This window comes from Klebsiella sp. RHBSTW-00215 (genome assembly GCF_014103785.1).
In the GTDB taxonomy this organism is placed as follows: domain Bacteria; phylum Pseudomonadota; class Gammaproteobacteria; order Enterobacterales; family Enterobacteriaceae; genus Klebsiella.
Window position 1 is genome coordinate 1,524,629 of the sequence record NZ_JABXQS010000001.1, and the last position, 14,188, is coordinate 1,538,816.

11 protein-coding genes are annotated in these 14,188 nt (G+C 54.4%); 2 read left to right on the forward strand and 9 right to left on the reverse strand.

Translation table 11 applies throughout. From position 1 onward, the window contains the following. Nucleotides 1-12 precede the first annotated feature (12 nt). Entirely contained in the window at nt 13-3,063 is a 3,051-nt protein-coding gene (gene fdnG, locus HV127_RS07305) for a formate dehydrogenase-N subunit alpha (RefSeq protein ID WP_182235464.1), read from the reverse strand. A 155-nt stretch (nt 3,064-3,218) separates the two neighbouring features. On the opposite strand from fdnG, the gene fdhD reads away from it, so the two are divergent. Both fdhD and HV127_RS07315 read left to right on the forward strand, forming a co-directional pair. Beyond that, nucleotides 3,219-4,055, forward strand: a complete 837-nt coding sequence (gene fdhD, locus HV127_RS07310; protein ID WP_182235465.1) for a formate dehydrogenase accessory sulfurtransferase FdhD — start codon at nt 3,219-3,221, stop codon at nt 4,053-4,055. A gap of 128 nt (nt 4,056-4,183) precedes the next feature. Continuing rightward, a complete protein-coding gene (locus HV127_RS07315) occupies nt 4,184-4,396 on the forward strand; it encodes a YdgH/BhsA/McbA-like domain containing protein (RefSeq protein ID WP_182235466.1) in 213 nt (70 codons plus the stop codon). Nucleotides 4,397-4,514: 118 nt separating this feature from the next. Here the strand turns inward: HV127_RS07315 and HV127_RS07320 are convergent, their stop codons facing one another. The 8 genes from HV127_RS07320 to HV127_RS07355 all read right to left on the reverse strand — a co-directional run bounded on the left by HV127_RS07320 (nt 4,515) and on the right by HV127_RS07355 (nt 14,180). Beyond that, nucleotides 4,515-5,213 carry an oligogalacturonate-specific porin KdgM family protein gene (locus HV127_RS07320; protein WP_182235467.1) on the reverse strand — a complete coding sequence of 233 codons (699 nt, stop codon included), beginning with the start codon at nt 5,211-5,213 and terminating at the stop codon, nt 4,515-4,517. Between the two features lie 269 nt (nt 5,214-5,482). Continuing rightward, nucleotides 5,483-6,325 (reverse strand): PTS system mannose/fructose/sorbose family transporter subunit IID, encoded by an 843-nt coding sequence (locus HV127_RS07325; RefSeq protein WP_182235468.1) that lies wholly within the window; start codon nt 6,323-6,325, stop codon nt 5,483-5,485. Further along, nucleotides 6,318-7,118, reverse strand: a complete 801-nt coding sequence (locus HV127_RS07330; protein ID WP_182235469.1) for a PTS sugar transporter subunit IIC — start codon at nt 7,116-7,118, stop codon at nt 6,318-6,320. The genes HV127_RS07325 and HV127_RS07330 overlap by 8 nt, the downstream gene beginning before the upstream one ends. A gap of 11 nt (nt 7,119-7,129) precedes the next feature. Next, nucleotides 7,130-7,627, reverse strand: a complete 498-nt coding sequence (locus HV127_RS07335) for a PTS sugar transporter subunit IIB (RefSeq protein ID WP_182235470.1) — start codon at nt 7,625-7,627, stop codon at nt 7,130-7,132. 12 nt (nt 7,628-7,639) lie between these two features. After that, nucleotides 7,640-8,818, reverse strand: coding sequence for a glycoside hydrolase family 88 protein (locus tag HV127_RS07340; protein ID WP_182235471.1), 1,179 nt, complete (start codon nt 8,816-8,818; stop codon nt 7,640-7,642). Beyond that, nucleotides 8,815-9,297 (reverse strand): PTS fructose transporter subunit IIA, encoded by a 483-nt coding sequence (locus HV127_RS07345; protein ID WP_142512740.1) that lies wholly within the window; start codon nt 9,295-9,297, stop codon nt 8,815-8,817. The genes HV127_RS07340 and HV127_RS07345 overlap by 4 nt, the downstream gene beginning before the upstream one ends. A gap of 172 nt (nt 9,298-9,469) precedes the next feature. Beyond that, complete coding sequence (locus tag HV127_RS07350; RefSeq protein ID WP_182235472.1) at nt 9,470-12,073, reverse strand: sigma 54-interacting transcriptional regulator; 2,604 nt, start codon at nt 12,071-12,073, stop codon at nt 9,470-9,472. 361 nt (nt 12,074-12,434) lie between these two features. Beyond that, nucleotides 12,435-14,180, reverse strand: coding sequence for a putative frv operon regulatory protein (locus HV127_RS07355; protein ID WP_182235473.1), 1,746 nt, complete (start codon nt 14,178-14,180; stop codon nt 12,435-12,437). Between the last annotated feature and the right edge of the window lie 8 nt (nt 14,181-14,188).

The window sequence follows — 14,188 nt, forward strand, 5'->3', positions numbered from 1 at the left end:
AAGTCGTCTCCGTTACACCTTTTCCACATTCACGAGGAAGGATTTAAATTCCGGTGTCTGTGAGTTCGCATCGCCGACGGACGGTGTCAGGGTATTAGCAATAAACCCTTTCTTCGCCACGCCTTCGTAGCCCCAGTGGATCGGAATACCGATGGTATCGATATCCTTACCGTCTGCTTTCAGCGTGCGAATACGCTTGGTCACCACCGCTTTGGCTTTGATAAAACCGCGGTTAGAGGAGACCTTAACGGTATCGCCGTGAGCAATACCGAGCTTATTTGCAAGCTTCTCGCCGATCTCCACAAACTGTTCCGGTTGCGCGATGGCGTTAAGCAGCGCGTGCTTGGTCCAGTAGTGGAAGTGCTCGGTCAGGCGGTAGGTGGTTCCGACGTACGGGAACTTATCTGCTTTACCCAGAGCCTCTTTGTCGCCCTTAAAGATGCGGGCGGCTGGGTTAGAGATTACGTTCGGGTGCAGCGGGTTGGTGCCTAACGGCGTTTCAAACGGCTCGTAGTGTTCCGGGAACGGGCCTTCCGCCATCTTATCGAGGGCAAACAGACGTCCCATCCCTTCCGGCTGCATGATAAACGGCCCGACATCGCTGCCCGGCGCCGCGGCGCTGTAGTCCGGAATATCCATCCCACCCCACTTCGCGCCGTCCCATTTCAGGATCTGGCGTTTCGGATCCCACGGATTACCCTGTGGGTCAGCAGAAGCACGGTTGTAGAGGATGCGACGGTTAAGCGGCCACGCCCATGCCCAGCCAAGCGTATTACCGAGACCTGACGGGTCGGCGTTATCGCGTCGTGCCATCTGGTTGCCTTCCGGCGTCCAGCTACCGGCGAAAATCCAACAGCCGCTGGCGGTGGTGCCGTCATCACGTAGCTGTGCAAACGAACTGAGCTGCTGGCCTTTCTTGACGATAACCGCGCCGGTAGCCGGGTCGGTAATATCCGCCAGCGCCTTCCCGTTATTCTCCATTGCCACTTCTTCCGAAGCGGGTTCATGTGGTGTGGAGTAGTTCCAGGTCATGTTCAGCACCTGTTCCGGGTTGGCACCGCTTTGTTCGGCATACATCTTGCGCAGACGCAGGAAGATACCTGCCAGGATCTCGCCATCGGTTACGGCAATCCCTGGGGCATCCGCGCCCTTCCAGTGCCACTGCAGCCAGCGCCCGGAGTTAACGATTGAGCCGTTCTCTTCGGCAAAGCAGGTGGATGGCAGGCGGAACACTTCGGTCTGGATTTTCGACGGATCAACATCATTCGACTCACCGTGGTTTTGCCAGAAGGTGGAGGTCTCGGTATTGAGCGGATCGATGGTCACCAGATACTTCAGTTTGGACAGTGAAGCAATCGTCTTGTTTTTGTTCGGGAATGAGGCGACGGGGTTGAAGCCCTGGCAGATGTAGCCATTGACTTTGCCCTCTTTCATCATCTCGAAGTACTGAAGAACGTCGTACCCTTTGTCCCACTTAGGCAGCCAGTCAAAGCCCCAGCTGTTTTCCGCTGTTGCCTTATCGCCATAGAAGGACTTCATCAACGAGACGAAGAATTTCGGGTAGTTGCCCCAGTAGTTGACCTGATCCTTCAACAGCGGTTTTGGCGTGTTGGCGGTCAGATAAGTTTGCAGGTCAGCCTGTTTTTCGTTCGGCAGCGTCAGATAGCCTGGCAGGCTTTGTGACAGCAAGCCGAGGTCGGTCAGCCCCTGGATGTTGGAGTGACCGCGCAGGGCGTTCACGCCGCCACCCGCCATCCCCATATTACCGAGCAGTAGCTGGATCATCGCCATGGTGCGGATGTTCTGCGAACCAATGGAGTGCTGTGTCCAGCCAAGCGCGTAGAGGAACGACGCGGTTTTATCATGGGCGCTGGTTTCCGCGATGTACTCGCAGACTTTCAGGAAGTCGGCTTTCGGCGTCCCACAGATATTTTCGACAACGTCCGGCGTATAGCGGGAAACGTGCTGCTTCAGCAGGTTCCAGACGCAGCGCGGGTGTTGCAGCGTGGTATCGCGTTTGGCAAAGCCGTTTTCATCCAGCTCATAGTTCCAGGATGTTTTATCGTACTTGCGGGCTTCGGCGTCGTAGCCGCTGAACAGACCGTCTTCAAAGCTATAATCCTCACGCACGATCAGGCTGGCGTTGGTATAGGCTTCGGTATATTCACGGTTGATTTTTTCATTGTTCAACAGGTACAGGATGACGCCTGACAAGAAGGTAATGTCAGTACCGGAACGAATAGGGGTATAGAAATCAGCCACCGACGCGGTACGCGTAAAGCGCGGATCGATCACAATCAGCTTGGCGCCGTTGTGAATTTTGGCTTCCATCGCCCAGCGGAATCCTACCGGGTGTGCTTCAGCGGCGTTACCGCCCATCACCACGATAAGGTTGGCGTTCTTGATGTCGACCCAGTGGTTGGTCATCGCACCGCGACCAAATGTTGGAGCAAGACTTGCTACCGTTGGTCCGTGTCAGACACGCGCCTGGTTGTCGACCGCGAGCATACCGAGCGCGCGGGAGAATTTCTGGGTTAAATAGCCGGTTTCATTACTTGAAGCGGAAGCGCACAGCATCCCGGTGGAAAGCCAGCGGTTTACGGTGACGCCTTCGGCGTTTTGTGCAACATAGTTGGCATCGCGGTCTTCTTTCATCAGCTTAGCGATGCGATCGAACGCATCATCCCAGCTGATTTGCTGCCATTTATCTGAGCCTGGCGCGCGATATTCCGGGAATTTCAGGCGGCTTTCAGAGTGGATAAAGTCCACCAGACCGGCCCCTTTCGGACAGAGCGCACCACGGTTGACTGGGTGGTCCGAGTCACCTTCGATATGGAAGATAGACGCTTTGGCGTTTTTTGCGCCGTCGCCGAGACTGTACATTAACAGCCCGCAGCCGACGGAACAGTAAGTGCAGGTGTTACGGGTTTCGCGGGTACGCAGCAACTTGTACTGCCGTGTTTCCGCGAGCGCTAAACCGGGCGCAAAGCCCAGCGCAGCCGCCGTGGTTCCTGCCATACCGCCAGCGCAGATCTTAAAGAACTGCCTTCTGCTGACCTGCATGGTTCGCTCCTTGTTTCGACATTGTCACATATAGTTATTTGCTTTGCGGTAAGGGCCGCAAAGGTTCAGAATTAGGTTAATTTCCCTCGTTCCTGGAGGGATATAAACAGAATACCACATTGTGTGTATGCCTGTTCCAATACGGTTAAGACAAAGTGAATAAGAACCCTCTCGAACAAGTCAAAAATGTGACAAATATCACAGGTTATCGTCAGGTGATGCTCTGGAAACGCGAAGATCTGCAACATCCTCATCCAGACGAGTTAGCTGAAGAAGTACCTGTCGCTCTGGTTTATAACGGTATCTCGCACGTCGTGATGATGGCGACGCCGAAGGAGCTGCAGCAATTCGCCGTGGGATTTTCCTTATCCGAAGGGATTATAGAAAATCGACGTGAAATTTATGCGATGGATGTCGTACAGGCTTGCAATGGCCTGGAAGTACAAATTGAGCTGTCCAGCCGCCGTTTTATGGGATTGAAAGAGCGCCGTCGCGCGCTGGCCGGGCGCACTGGCTGTGGCGTATGCGGCGTTGAGCAGCTCAACGATATCGGTAAGCCGGTGCAGCCGCTGCCGTTTACCCAAACGTTCGACCTGGCGAATCTCGATCGCGCGCTGGCGCATCTGAACGATTTCCAGCCGATAGGTCGCCTGACCGGCTGTACGCATGCCGCGGCCTGGGTTCGTCCTTCCGGCGATCTCTTGGGCGGCTATGAAGACGTGGGTCGTCACGTGGCGCTGGATAAACTCCTCGGACGCCGTGCGGAACTGGGGGATGCCTGGCACAATGGCGCCGCGTTAGTCTCCAGCCGCGCCAGCTATGAAATGGTGCAGAAGGCGGCCATGTGCGGAGTGGAAATCCTGTTTGCGGTTTCTGCCGCTACGATGCTGGCAGTAGAAGTTGCCGAGCGCTGCAACCTGACGCTGGTGGGTTTCTGTAAGCCGGGCAGGGCGACTATCTATACGCATCCACAGCGGTTAATTGCGGGTTAAATTTAAGTCAAATTTTTTGAATGATGACAACAAATCCTTCCGCTTTTTGTTTGCTGATGTGAGGGCTATTATCTATCACATCAAGGCACAACGCCTTATCTAAACAACTAACGTAAAGGGTTTATATCATGAAAGGCATCAAAACTTTTGTCGCAGTTATCGCTCTGGCCGCTTCTTTTGGTTCCTTCGCTGCTGAAACCGTGACCGCTACCGCTATGACTATCGACGGCGCAGAAGCGCAAATCGCCGCTCAGGCCCAGGCTGCTGGCGCGTCGTCTTACAAAATTACCGAAGCATTTACTGGTAACCGCGTGCACATGACAGCGGAACTGAACAAATAAGCTTAAAGCTACTGTCGAAAGAGCGCCTCAGGGCGCTTTTTTTGTGCCTGAAGCCGGGCAAGGCGTTAGCCGCCGCCCGGCAGAAATGCGGGCACAATAGCTTGTGTCCTGGTTGCATTTAATCGAAGTAATAGCGAATTCCGAGGCGGAATCTTACCTGATCGTCATGATTCTGGTCCTGATCCAGCCAGGCGACTTCCGCATAAGGAAGCCAGTGCTTATCAACACGGTAGCGTGCCACGATGCTCGGTTCCCAGTGGGTTTTCTGCCCGTTAGAAGCATTGAAGTCGTTGGTGTTAACGAAAAATTCCGGGTTGAGCTGGAGCCACAGTTTCTCTGTCGCCTGGTAATTCAGGAACAGGTCGAACTGATGGCTGTCGTTATAATCCATCTCGCCATTATAATCGCGCTCTTTATGGGTCATATGGTTATAGCGATAGCGGCTGCTAAAACTTAATGTTTTACTGATTTTATAATCGAGGCTGATATAAGGAGCCAGCTTCGTCCCATTACTATCAATATCGGTTAATCCCCCTGGCGTCAGCGTCCATTTTTCATTAAGCGGAATGGGGTACCAACCTTCAAACTCCTGAAAAGAACTTTTCATTTGATTAAAGTCTTGCCCGAGATCGTACATAGCAGAAGCCAGTACTCCTGCGCCGTTATCAAATATATGGCCCAGACCTATTTTGTACTGATTTTTCTCAGAGGCCGTGGTGTGTGCGTAGCGATTATCAACCCAGGTGGCTGCGGCAAATACATTTAGCGTAAAGCAGGACAGCGGTATGCCTATCAACAGCGTGCGTAATATTTTCATTTTTATTCCTGTAGGATTTATTGAGTGCCATTATTTTGCGAATAAATACAATTACTGCGTCAGAATATAAAATCCTTAAATAAATATATTGATTGTGATATTTCTGGTTGTTATTCGATACTGACGGTTTTTCTATTTAAATATTAACCATTTATAGGGCTTTTGTAGCCCGGACAGGCGCAACGTGCCGCCTCCGGGAAATAACCAGCAGCGTGGTTCTGTCCGGGCTACCTGTTCAATCCCTTTATTACAGGGAGCTTGATGGCAAATTAAATTACCCCAACGCCAGCCGCCGCAAAGCCAAAGACAATTAGCATAATTAATACCTTATTTGGGCTAACCTTTTTATTCAGCAGCTTCAGGCAGCCCAGAACTAAAAGCAGAGGAATCAGCCCGACGCAAATTTTGTCGAGGATCTCCTGCAGCACAAAGGGCTGTCCGGCGATGGTTGTTTTGAAGGTGGTAGTAAACTTCACCATGCTGGCGCTCATTGCCCCCACCATCATCAAGCCCATCATCGCCGAGGCTTTCGTTATGCAGCTCAGCAGCCCAGACTGCGTTGCTTCGGCAATGTATTTTGATCCCAGACGGTAGCCCATTACCCCGCCGTAATAGCGCAGCAGATAGCTGGGAATATTGTAAATCAGCAGGAACAGCAGCGGCCCCAGCGGGTTACCCTGCGACGCCAGACCAATGGCGATCCCGGTAGCGATAATGCGCAGCACGCCGTAGAAGAATGAATCCCCGACTCCAGCGAACGGTCCCATTAAGGCCACTTTGATGCCGTTAATACTGGAAGTATCAAAGTTCGGATTGGCTGCGTTCTCTTTTTCCATCGACAGCGTCAGGCCCATAATAAACGGCGCTAAATGCTGGTTGGTATTGAAGAACTGGCTGTTACGTTTGAGCGACTCGGTATAGCGATGCGGGTCGCCAGCATAGATTTTTTTCAGCATCGGCGCGATGGCCCAGCCGTAGCTCAATCCTTCCATGCGGGTGAAGTTCATCGAACCCAGTAATTGGAACTGACGGAAGAACAGCTGGCGGAACATCTTTTTCTCACTCTTGCTGTCGTTGTACGCGCTCACTGCGTTGTTATGGATATCAGTCATTGAAGAACCCATCCTTATCGTCAACTGACGGGGTCGCGGCGGTCGCCGCTTGTTTGTTCGCTTTAAGCTGGTTGAACTCGTTAAAGCACAGATAAACGGCAACGGACGCGGCAATAATTGCAATGCCCATGATCGGCAACTGCAGATAGGCCGCCATGGCAAAGCCAATAAAGAAGAACGCTGCGATGTTCCGGTTCCATAGCGCCTTGAGCAGAATGGCGAAGCCCAGCGCTGGCAGAATACCTCCGACGGCCGTCATTCCGCGCATGACGGTATCCGGGATGCTTTCGACCAGGCTGCGGATAACATCGGTGCCGAACAAAATACCGAAGAACGCCAACACCGCGAACGGCACGCCGTAAAACATCGTCATACCGAACGTGATGCCGAGCGCGGCGCGGTCGCGCCCCTCTTCAAGCAATGCGTCATATTTCTCGACCAGGGCGGTATAAACCAGCTTCAGCACCTGGTAGACAAACACCGCCAGCAGGCTGATGGGCAGCGCCAGCGCCACCGCGACGGCGGGTTCCGCTTTTGTCAGGATGGTAAACGCGGTAGCCAGCACCGAACCCACCGCCAGATCTGCGGGAACGGAGCCGCCGATGGTGATGGTGCCAAGGAAAATCAGCTCCAGCGTGGCGCCGATAATAATGCCCAGCTGGACATCACCCAACACCAAACCGACCATCGCGCCGCAGATCAGCGGTCGTTCGATTAACGGTTGGCCCAGGGTATGGTCGGCGAACTTGGCGATATACATCACCAACGCGACAAGTAATGCAGACGTTAACATAGCGACCTCGCTTAGTTGGCGGCGTTATCCAGCATCTCAATCAGGTTTTTCACCGGGTGAGAAGGCAGGACCTGATATTCAACGGCCACGCCGCGGTCGGCGATGGCGTGGAAATCCGCCACATCTTCCGGCGTCACGTAGACGGTGTCACTTATGCGCTTTTTCGCCGCCAAATTGTCGGTAATGCGTCCAAAATTGGCGACGTTCAGGGTTTTTATCCCCGACACCTGCTCGACCAGACGGCGGGCATCGGCAGAATTGTTTACGATCACCATAATTTTCATGGCTTCTGAACGTGGGTCGTTAAGCACATCGCCCGCATCTTTCACCGCCATAATGGCGCACTTGGCGGTATCGGGAGCCGCCATGCGCAGCGACATTTTTTGCACTTCGTTATTCACGATCTGGTCATTGGCGACCAGAATGCGGTTCACGCCCAGATGCTTGGTCCAGACCACGGCAACCTGTCCGTGGATCAAACGATCGTCAATACGTACTAAAGAAATCATGTGTAGCTCCAGTTAGCAAAAGTAGGGGGTCCAGACGCGGGAAAGGCGAACCAGGGCTTCGAAATAAAAATAATCGCCCCAGAGGTTTGGTTCGTTAATACCCATATTGCGGCCAAAGTTGTAAACGCCTTCGCGCAGCAGGCCGTCCTGCGCGTGGGCAAAGTAATGCTCGCGTAAATTGCGCATCATCAAGTCGATAGCGTTGGCGTAGGCCGGACGCAGCGGGTCGGTTAGCGGCAGCAGCTTCAGCAATTCCGCCAGACCGCAGGCGGCGATCGCCGCCGCAGACGTGTCCCGGTACTGGTTATCTTCAGCGGTAAAAATCAGATCCCAGTAGCAGACAAAATCGTCCGGTAAGCGGTTAAGAAAATAGTGCACCAGGCGGCGAGAGAGCTCGGGTTGCCAGGCATCGCCGGTATGGGCATATCCCAGCGCGAAACCGTAAATTCCCCACGCCTGACCGCGTGACCAGCAGGAGCTGTCGCTGAATCCCTGATGCGTATCGCCGCGCAGCGGCTGGCCGCTATTCACATCCATATAAAACGTATGAAAGGTCGACGCGTCTTCACGCACCAGATAGCGCGCAGCCTGCGCCAGATGGCGGCTGGCGGCTTCCCGCCACTGTGCGTTACCGGTCTCGTCGGCGGCCCAAAACAGCAGTGGGACATTGAGGTTGCAGTCGATGATCATCCGCCCCTGACGCGCCGGGTCGTTTAAATCTCCCCATGCCTGAATCACGCCCGCCGTGGCGTTAAAGCGGCGATACAGCTGCTCGGCGGCGCGCAGGGCGAGTTCGCGGGCGCGCAGGTTGCCGGTGAGCTTCCAGGCATTAACGCAGGAGAGCAGATAGAGAAAGCCGAGGTCGTGGGTATCGACTTTGATCTGCTGATCGAGCCGCTCTTCAAAGCTGTCGAGCAGGCTTTCCGCCACCGCGCGGTATTTTTCATCGCCGGTCACCTCCCAGGCGAGCCACAGCATCCCGGTCCAGAATCCCTCGGTCCAGTCGACTTTCTCCACGCTTGCGTAGCAACCATGGGTGGCACTGGCGGCGGGAAACGTTGCCGTAAAGCGCGGCAGCATGGCATCGAGCTGGCCCAGCACTTCAGCGATGGCTTCGTCGAGCCACCTCTTATCCAGCCCCGGCGGCGGTGAGAAGTAGCGGGTATCAAGCGCTTCGAGTGCGATAGTCACAGGTTTTCCTCCCCGGCAAAAAAATCGTCAATATCGTCCTGGGTCTGCTGCTGCGTTGCCTGGCGCGCCGAGATGATTTCCGGCAACAGATTCATGTACTGCATCGCCCCGCTGGCGGCGGCAACCGCATCCTGAAGTCGCTGCGCGGTATCAGGGTGTTCCGACATGCAAAACTCCATCAACATAATCAGGTTGGCGCCGCTGATAACGTGGGCGTGAGGGTATTTGACCATCATCTGCACGGCGGTATTGTTGACGCTGCCGCCGGGCATATCGGTAAACAGCACCAGTTCATTGCCGCGACCGGCGGCCTGTTGGGCGATGGCGTCAAAGCGGGCTGCCAGCTCTGCCGTTGAGCCGATTTCGCCGCAGTAGGCGCAAACGGGCGTAACGCCGTGGTCGTCGCCAATCAGCAGATTTAACGCCGAGACAATCCCTTCGGCATAGCGGCCATGAGTTGCGATGTACATCTCTCGCATTTCGCGTTCCTTAATCTTTTCAGGTATCTGCCGGGGATTTTGCAATCAGCGTGCCATGTTTATATTTGTTTGTTTTTAAAGGTGAAAAATTAATTTTTGGACGCTAATTTCAGTGTTGAAATGGGTGGAGTAACCAGTGTCGATGGGGCCAGCCGAAGCTGGCGGCGGGAGGTTAATTGATGGGGTCAAAGGCGATCCATGGCTCCATGATTTCATAGATCATCAGCACTTCGGTGATCGGCAGGGTGATATTGTATTTACGGTTCAGTGCCTGGAAAAAGGTGTCGTGGACGGCGACAAACGCTTGCTGCTCCAGCGTCAGCTCCGCCTCTTCGCGATGGCGCACGCCGTTATTGACCATTACCCGCTCAATCATCAGCGCGATATGCATAAACAGATTGATGCGCAGGTAGCTTTCAAAATGGATTTTGTAGAAGGATTCATACTGTTTAATCACCGCTTCGACTTCATCAATAATCACCACCGGGTTGAGGAAGTTGAGACGGCTGGCGACGCCTTCGACGGTAAACAGCTTCACGACTTCATCAATCATCGGCTCCAGACCGCCTTCCATCAGCAGCCCGTTGAAGTAGTCGCGCTTTAACACCAGCGTCTTTTCTTTAATCAACTGCTCTACGCTTAGCAGCGGAATATAGCCCGCTTCCAGATCGGTGGTGGTGATGATAAGCCGGGTGCCGTTTAGCGCCGGGTCGGCGTGGGCGATTTTCCACTTCAGATCGTCATACTCCATCGTAATGATGTCGATCTCCTCCTGCGCCAGAAATCGCTGGACGATATCTTTCAGCTTGCGGGAGATCCCTTCGCCGGAGATGCAGGAGATAATGATTTTATTCCCCGGCAAGATCCCGGCGTAGTAGCGGGTTTCAACCTCATACGCCCCTTTAGCGCTCTCAATAATTGCCTCCATCGACAGTTTGTCCTGAATTTTGGCGGCAATATCCAGCGCCATGGCGGTGCTGACGTTGTTGATAACCAACAGTTCACCATGCAGGTGAAGCTTAATTTCTTCGTAGATCTCTTTTAGCGACCCCATATCCACCAGGATAATCAGCCCGCCCCCTTGTTTGAGGCGCGAGACGTGGGCAATCAGCAGGTCGATGATTTCCCTGGTGGAGGTCGCGTTGGCCATATCGAAGGCTTTAAAGTAGTAGCCGCCGGTCAACTGATTGGCGATACCGGCAATGCTCGATGCGGTGGCGCGACCGTGGGAAACGATAATGCCCTGAATGGGGTCGTCTTCACCGGCCAGGGTATGAAAAGCGCAGCTTAACAGCGGCAGCAAGAGGGGCAGCGGCTGGTGGGTGACGTGTTTGTTCAGCAAAGCGAGGCACTCTTCCGCCAGCAGGCGCGCCTTCGCGGAAACATAGTCGGAAATCGTCTGTAGCTCACCGACGTTGACCGCCTCCTGAGAAGGATGCAGCGTATAGCTGACGCAGAGCCATACGGCTTTGCGGATCTCCTGGCTACAGCTGATGCCGGTCAGGCTCTCCAGCTCGTTCAACGCATGAGCGGTGTTCTGCCAGATATAGCCGCTATACAGCGACTCGGCGGCAACCGCGCCGCTGACCGTGGTCAGCAGCTGTTCCATTTTGCGATTGAGCAACAGCACGTTACCGCTATGGCAAAAGTCGCGAAAAATAACCGCATCGTGCATCGCTTTTGGCAGCAGCTGGCTGGCATTAAGCGCATCATCATCAGGGTTAGCGGTAATTCTGATTATTTCGCCGCCGGACGAGGGGCCGCGTAGCGTAATCACTGCGGCCTCGCGATTATCGCTCCAGGCGCTGGCGCACATGACTTTGATCTGATTTTTTAGCTCACCGATATTGCCGCGCACCGGCGAGGTTACCAGTTGATGCATGAGCGGATTATCGAGATGAATATCCCGGCGCAGGCTGAGCGCTTCCTGATGCAAAAAATGGCTAACCTGAGCGACGCGCTCGGTGAGCGGGCGCGAAATATAGTTGGGCAGCGTCACGCGCACCGGGATTCGGCGGCGAAAAGTGTTGAGCAGGACGGTGTCGATATTCTCCGTGGTGGCGAAAATAAAGCGCAGCGACGCCGGATGGCGCGTGCGGTTATCGCCGAGACGATAGAAATAGCCTTTGTCCATAAACAGAAACAGCTTCTCCTGGTTCTCAGCCGACAGCCGATGGACCTCATCGAGAAACAGAAACCCGCCATCCGCATCATCAAAGGCCCCACGCTTTTCGCGGTCAGCCCCGGTGAACGCACCGCGCGTATAGCCGAAAAGCGTTGCCGAAAGCAGCTCCGGGTTATTGGCGTAGTCGGCACAGTTCAGTTCAACGAACGGCTTATCCGCCGCAATGACGTTGCGCTCGATGGCATATTGATAAATCAGCGCCGCCAGATGGCTCTTACCGACGCCGCTTTCCCCGGAGAGCAGGACAGGCAGACCGTCGCCGGGATAATCCACCGCCGAGCGGCAAAGCGCGATTGCTTCCGCCAGGCTCCCCTGTGCGCCGATCAACTGCTGAAAGGCGTCGTGCTTTTTCGACACTATGCGAGACGCCTGCGCGTTTTTTACGCCATTTTGCTGCACAAAGAAGCGAACCGGGCGGGTATTTTCTTTACTCAGATGGCCGTCATCGCACAGCCTGTTGAGGTAATGACTGATGACGCTGCGGTTAACCTGCATAAAGTCAGCGCAGTCCTGAGCCGTGAAACCTGCGGGTTTCTGCGCATAATGGGTGAGTATTTTGTGAAATAACTTTTCTTTCGCCGACAGCGCCATTTTTCAGTGTTCCGCATAGAGTAGAAAATAGCGTCGATTTATTTTAGACACTAGACACTACTGTTTTCATTAGACACTGAATACTTTCCACGTCACGAATTAAAAATGAAACTACGTTTTGATTGGAATGTGATGGAGATCGCCACACATTTTGCAGGGGGTAAAACAGGGGGCTGCGATAGTTAAGGTTTGAAGAGCTTTTGAGATTGATGACAATAGGGTGCCCGCATTTTTTGCCGGGTGGCGGCTAGCGCCTTACCCGGCCTACAAACCCATACTCCGTAGGCCCGCGCAAGCGAAGCGCCGCCGGGCAATTCCAGAGAATCGCACTTTGTCAGCAATCTGAAAGTTCTGAAGAGCTTTACTCCCGGAGCAGCGCAATAAATGCTTCATACCCCGCCAGTCCCGCAATAGTGTCCGCCGGATGACGGCACAGCACGCTGGATAAATAGCTAAAGATTTTTAACTCGTGGCGCGCGTCGGCGGCGGCACAGGCGATGAGCACATGGCTGACCGGCTCGTTATTGACCTGCATGGGGCGCGCGAGGGTGATAAAGAACCCGCGAAAGCGGCGCTCCTGCTCGCTCCAGCAGTGGGGGATCGCCAGGCGATTCACAATCAGGTTTTCGCCCTCATGCTCCCTGGCGCAGATGCGCAGCGCCTCGTCTTCGGTGATATGACCCTGTGCGACAAGCTGTCCGCAAATTCGGCCGATAATCTCCTGCCAGCTTTCGCCCGCCGCATTGGCGTAATGGAAGCTGCCCTGCTGTGAAAAGAAACGCTCAGGCTGCTGGCGGATAAAGGCCGTGGCGAGGAAATTTTTAATCTGCTCGGTACCGGCTGCGGTGATAATGTTTTTGATGGTAAGAACATTTTTTAAAGCATCATCAAGCAGATAGTGGCTATTGTTGATGATTAATAGCGGAGTGACCTCTTCGCTGATGGCGCTTAATTCGCCCGCGCTGCGCGCAATAATCACCCGGCAATTCAGCACATCCCGCTCAATCGCCTGCTGATTAATGGTGGCGATGGCGTTCTGATCGGAGAGCAAAATAATCGGCTGGCGCTCGTTCTGATGCCGTTCCAGAGCACAGGCAAAATAGAGCCCAATCAGGTCGCTGTCGAACAGAGGAATATCCAACTGTTCGCGAAGCCGGGCGATAAAGCGCAGGCTCATGTCGAAGGCGGCGGGCCAGGCGGCCTTCAGGTTGTTCATGCTGCCCTGTCGATGTTCCGGGATCCATACCGGGGCGGCGACGCAGCGTAGGAGGTGACCGGTAATATTTTCGACTAGCTGTTCGTCGATAATATTCAGCGGGGTGACGCCGGGTAGCGATTTTAGCAGCGACACGACGCCCTCTTCGGAAATCGCAGCGGTATGCTGTTGCTGCATTTCCAGCAGCCCAACCAGCGTGCTGAACGCCTTGTCGCCGAGATAAATTCCCGCCTGCTCCACCGCATTATTAAGCGCACTATGCTGACACTCAGGCCAGGCGGCGGCGAGCTGGTTGCGCAGGGCATAAACGGCAAGCACCACGCTTGCGAGATACTCTCCGGAAACCAGCGCAAAAGCATGCAGATTTTCACAGGCCTGCTGAAGCTGAGCGATGTTCTCGCGCGTCATGCCCGGCAGGGGAATCAACAGCGGATCTTTTTTTAGCAGATTCGCCAGCAGGATAAGGCGCTTATCTTCAGGCTCATCAATAAAGTGCCCGACGCCGGGACGGCTTGCGATGCAGAAGGCGCGTTCGTAGCGCTGCTTCAGGCGCGGCAACCTGTCGGCGACCCAGGTCTCCGGTAAATTCAGCGTCGCGGCGAGCTGCACGCGGGTGATAAATGGGTTAAGCAGTAATATCGCCAGCAACCGGTCATCATTATCATGACGTTGTAAAAGCTGGAAATAGCCGCGCCGGTCAACAATATCCAGCTGGTAGCCCGCACCGCCGCCGGGGTGAATGCGGGCCTTACCGCTGAAGGTAAAGTTGAGGTAATCAATATCGCGCAGGATCGTGCGGCTTGATACGCCAGTTTGTCGCGCCAGTTCGCCCAGCAAGCAGGGCTGCTGTTCGAGAATCTCCGCGACCTTTAACTGGCGTTCCGATAGCATTATCTCAC

Excerpts from the sequence above, each read along its gene's own strand:
- HV127_RS07330 (WP_182235469.1), bottom strand. The coding sequence starts at position 7,118 with ATGTTAACGTCTGCATTACTTGTCGCGTTGGTGATGTATATCGCCAAG.
- HV127_RS07320 (WP_182235467.1), bottom strand. The coding sequence starts at position 5,213 with ATGAAAATATTACGCACGCTGTTGATAGGCATACCGCTGTCCTGCTTT.
- HV127_RS07355 (WP_182235473.1), bottom strand. The coding sequence starts at position 14,180 with ATGCTATCGGAACGCCAGTTAAAGGTCGCGGAGATTCTCGAACAGCAG.
- HV127_RS07325 (WP_182235468.1), bottom strand. The coding sequence starts at position 6,325 with ATGACTGATATCCATAACAACGCAGTGAGCGCGTACAACGACAGCAAG.
- HV127_RS07335 (WP_182235470.1), bottom strand. The coding sequence starts at position 7,627 with ATGATTTCTTTAGTACGTATTGACGATCGTTTGATCCACGGACAGGTT.
- HV127_RS07350 (WP_182235472.1), bottom strand. The coding sequence starts at position 12,073 with ATGGCGCTGTCGGCGAAAGAAAAGTTATTTCACAAAATACTCACCCAT.
- HV127_RS07315 (WP_182235466.1), top strand. The coding sequence starts at position 4,184 with ATGAAAGGCATCAAAACTTTTGTCGCAGTTATCGCTCTGGCCGCTTCT.
- HV127_RS07345 (WP_142512740.1), bottom strand. The coding sequence starts at position 9,297 with ATGCGAGAGATGTACATCGCAACTCATGGCCGCTATGCCGAAGGGATT.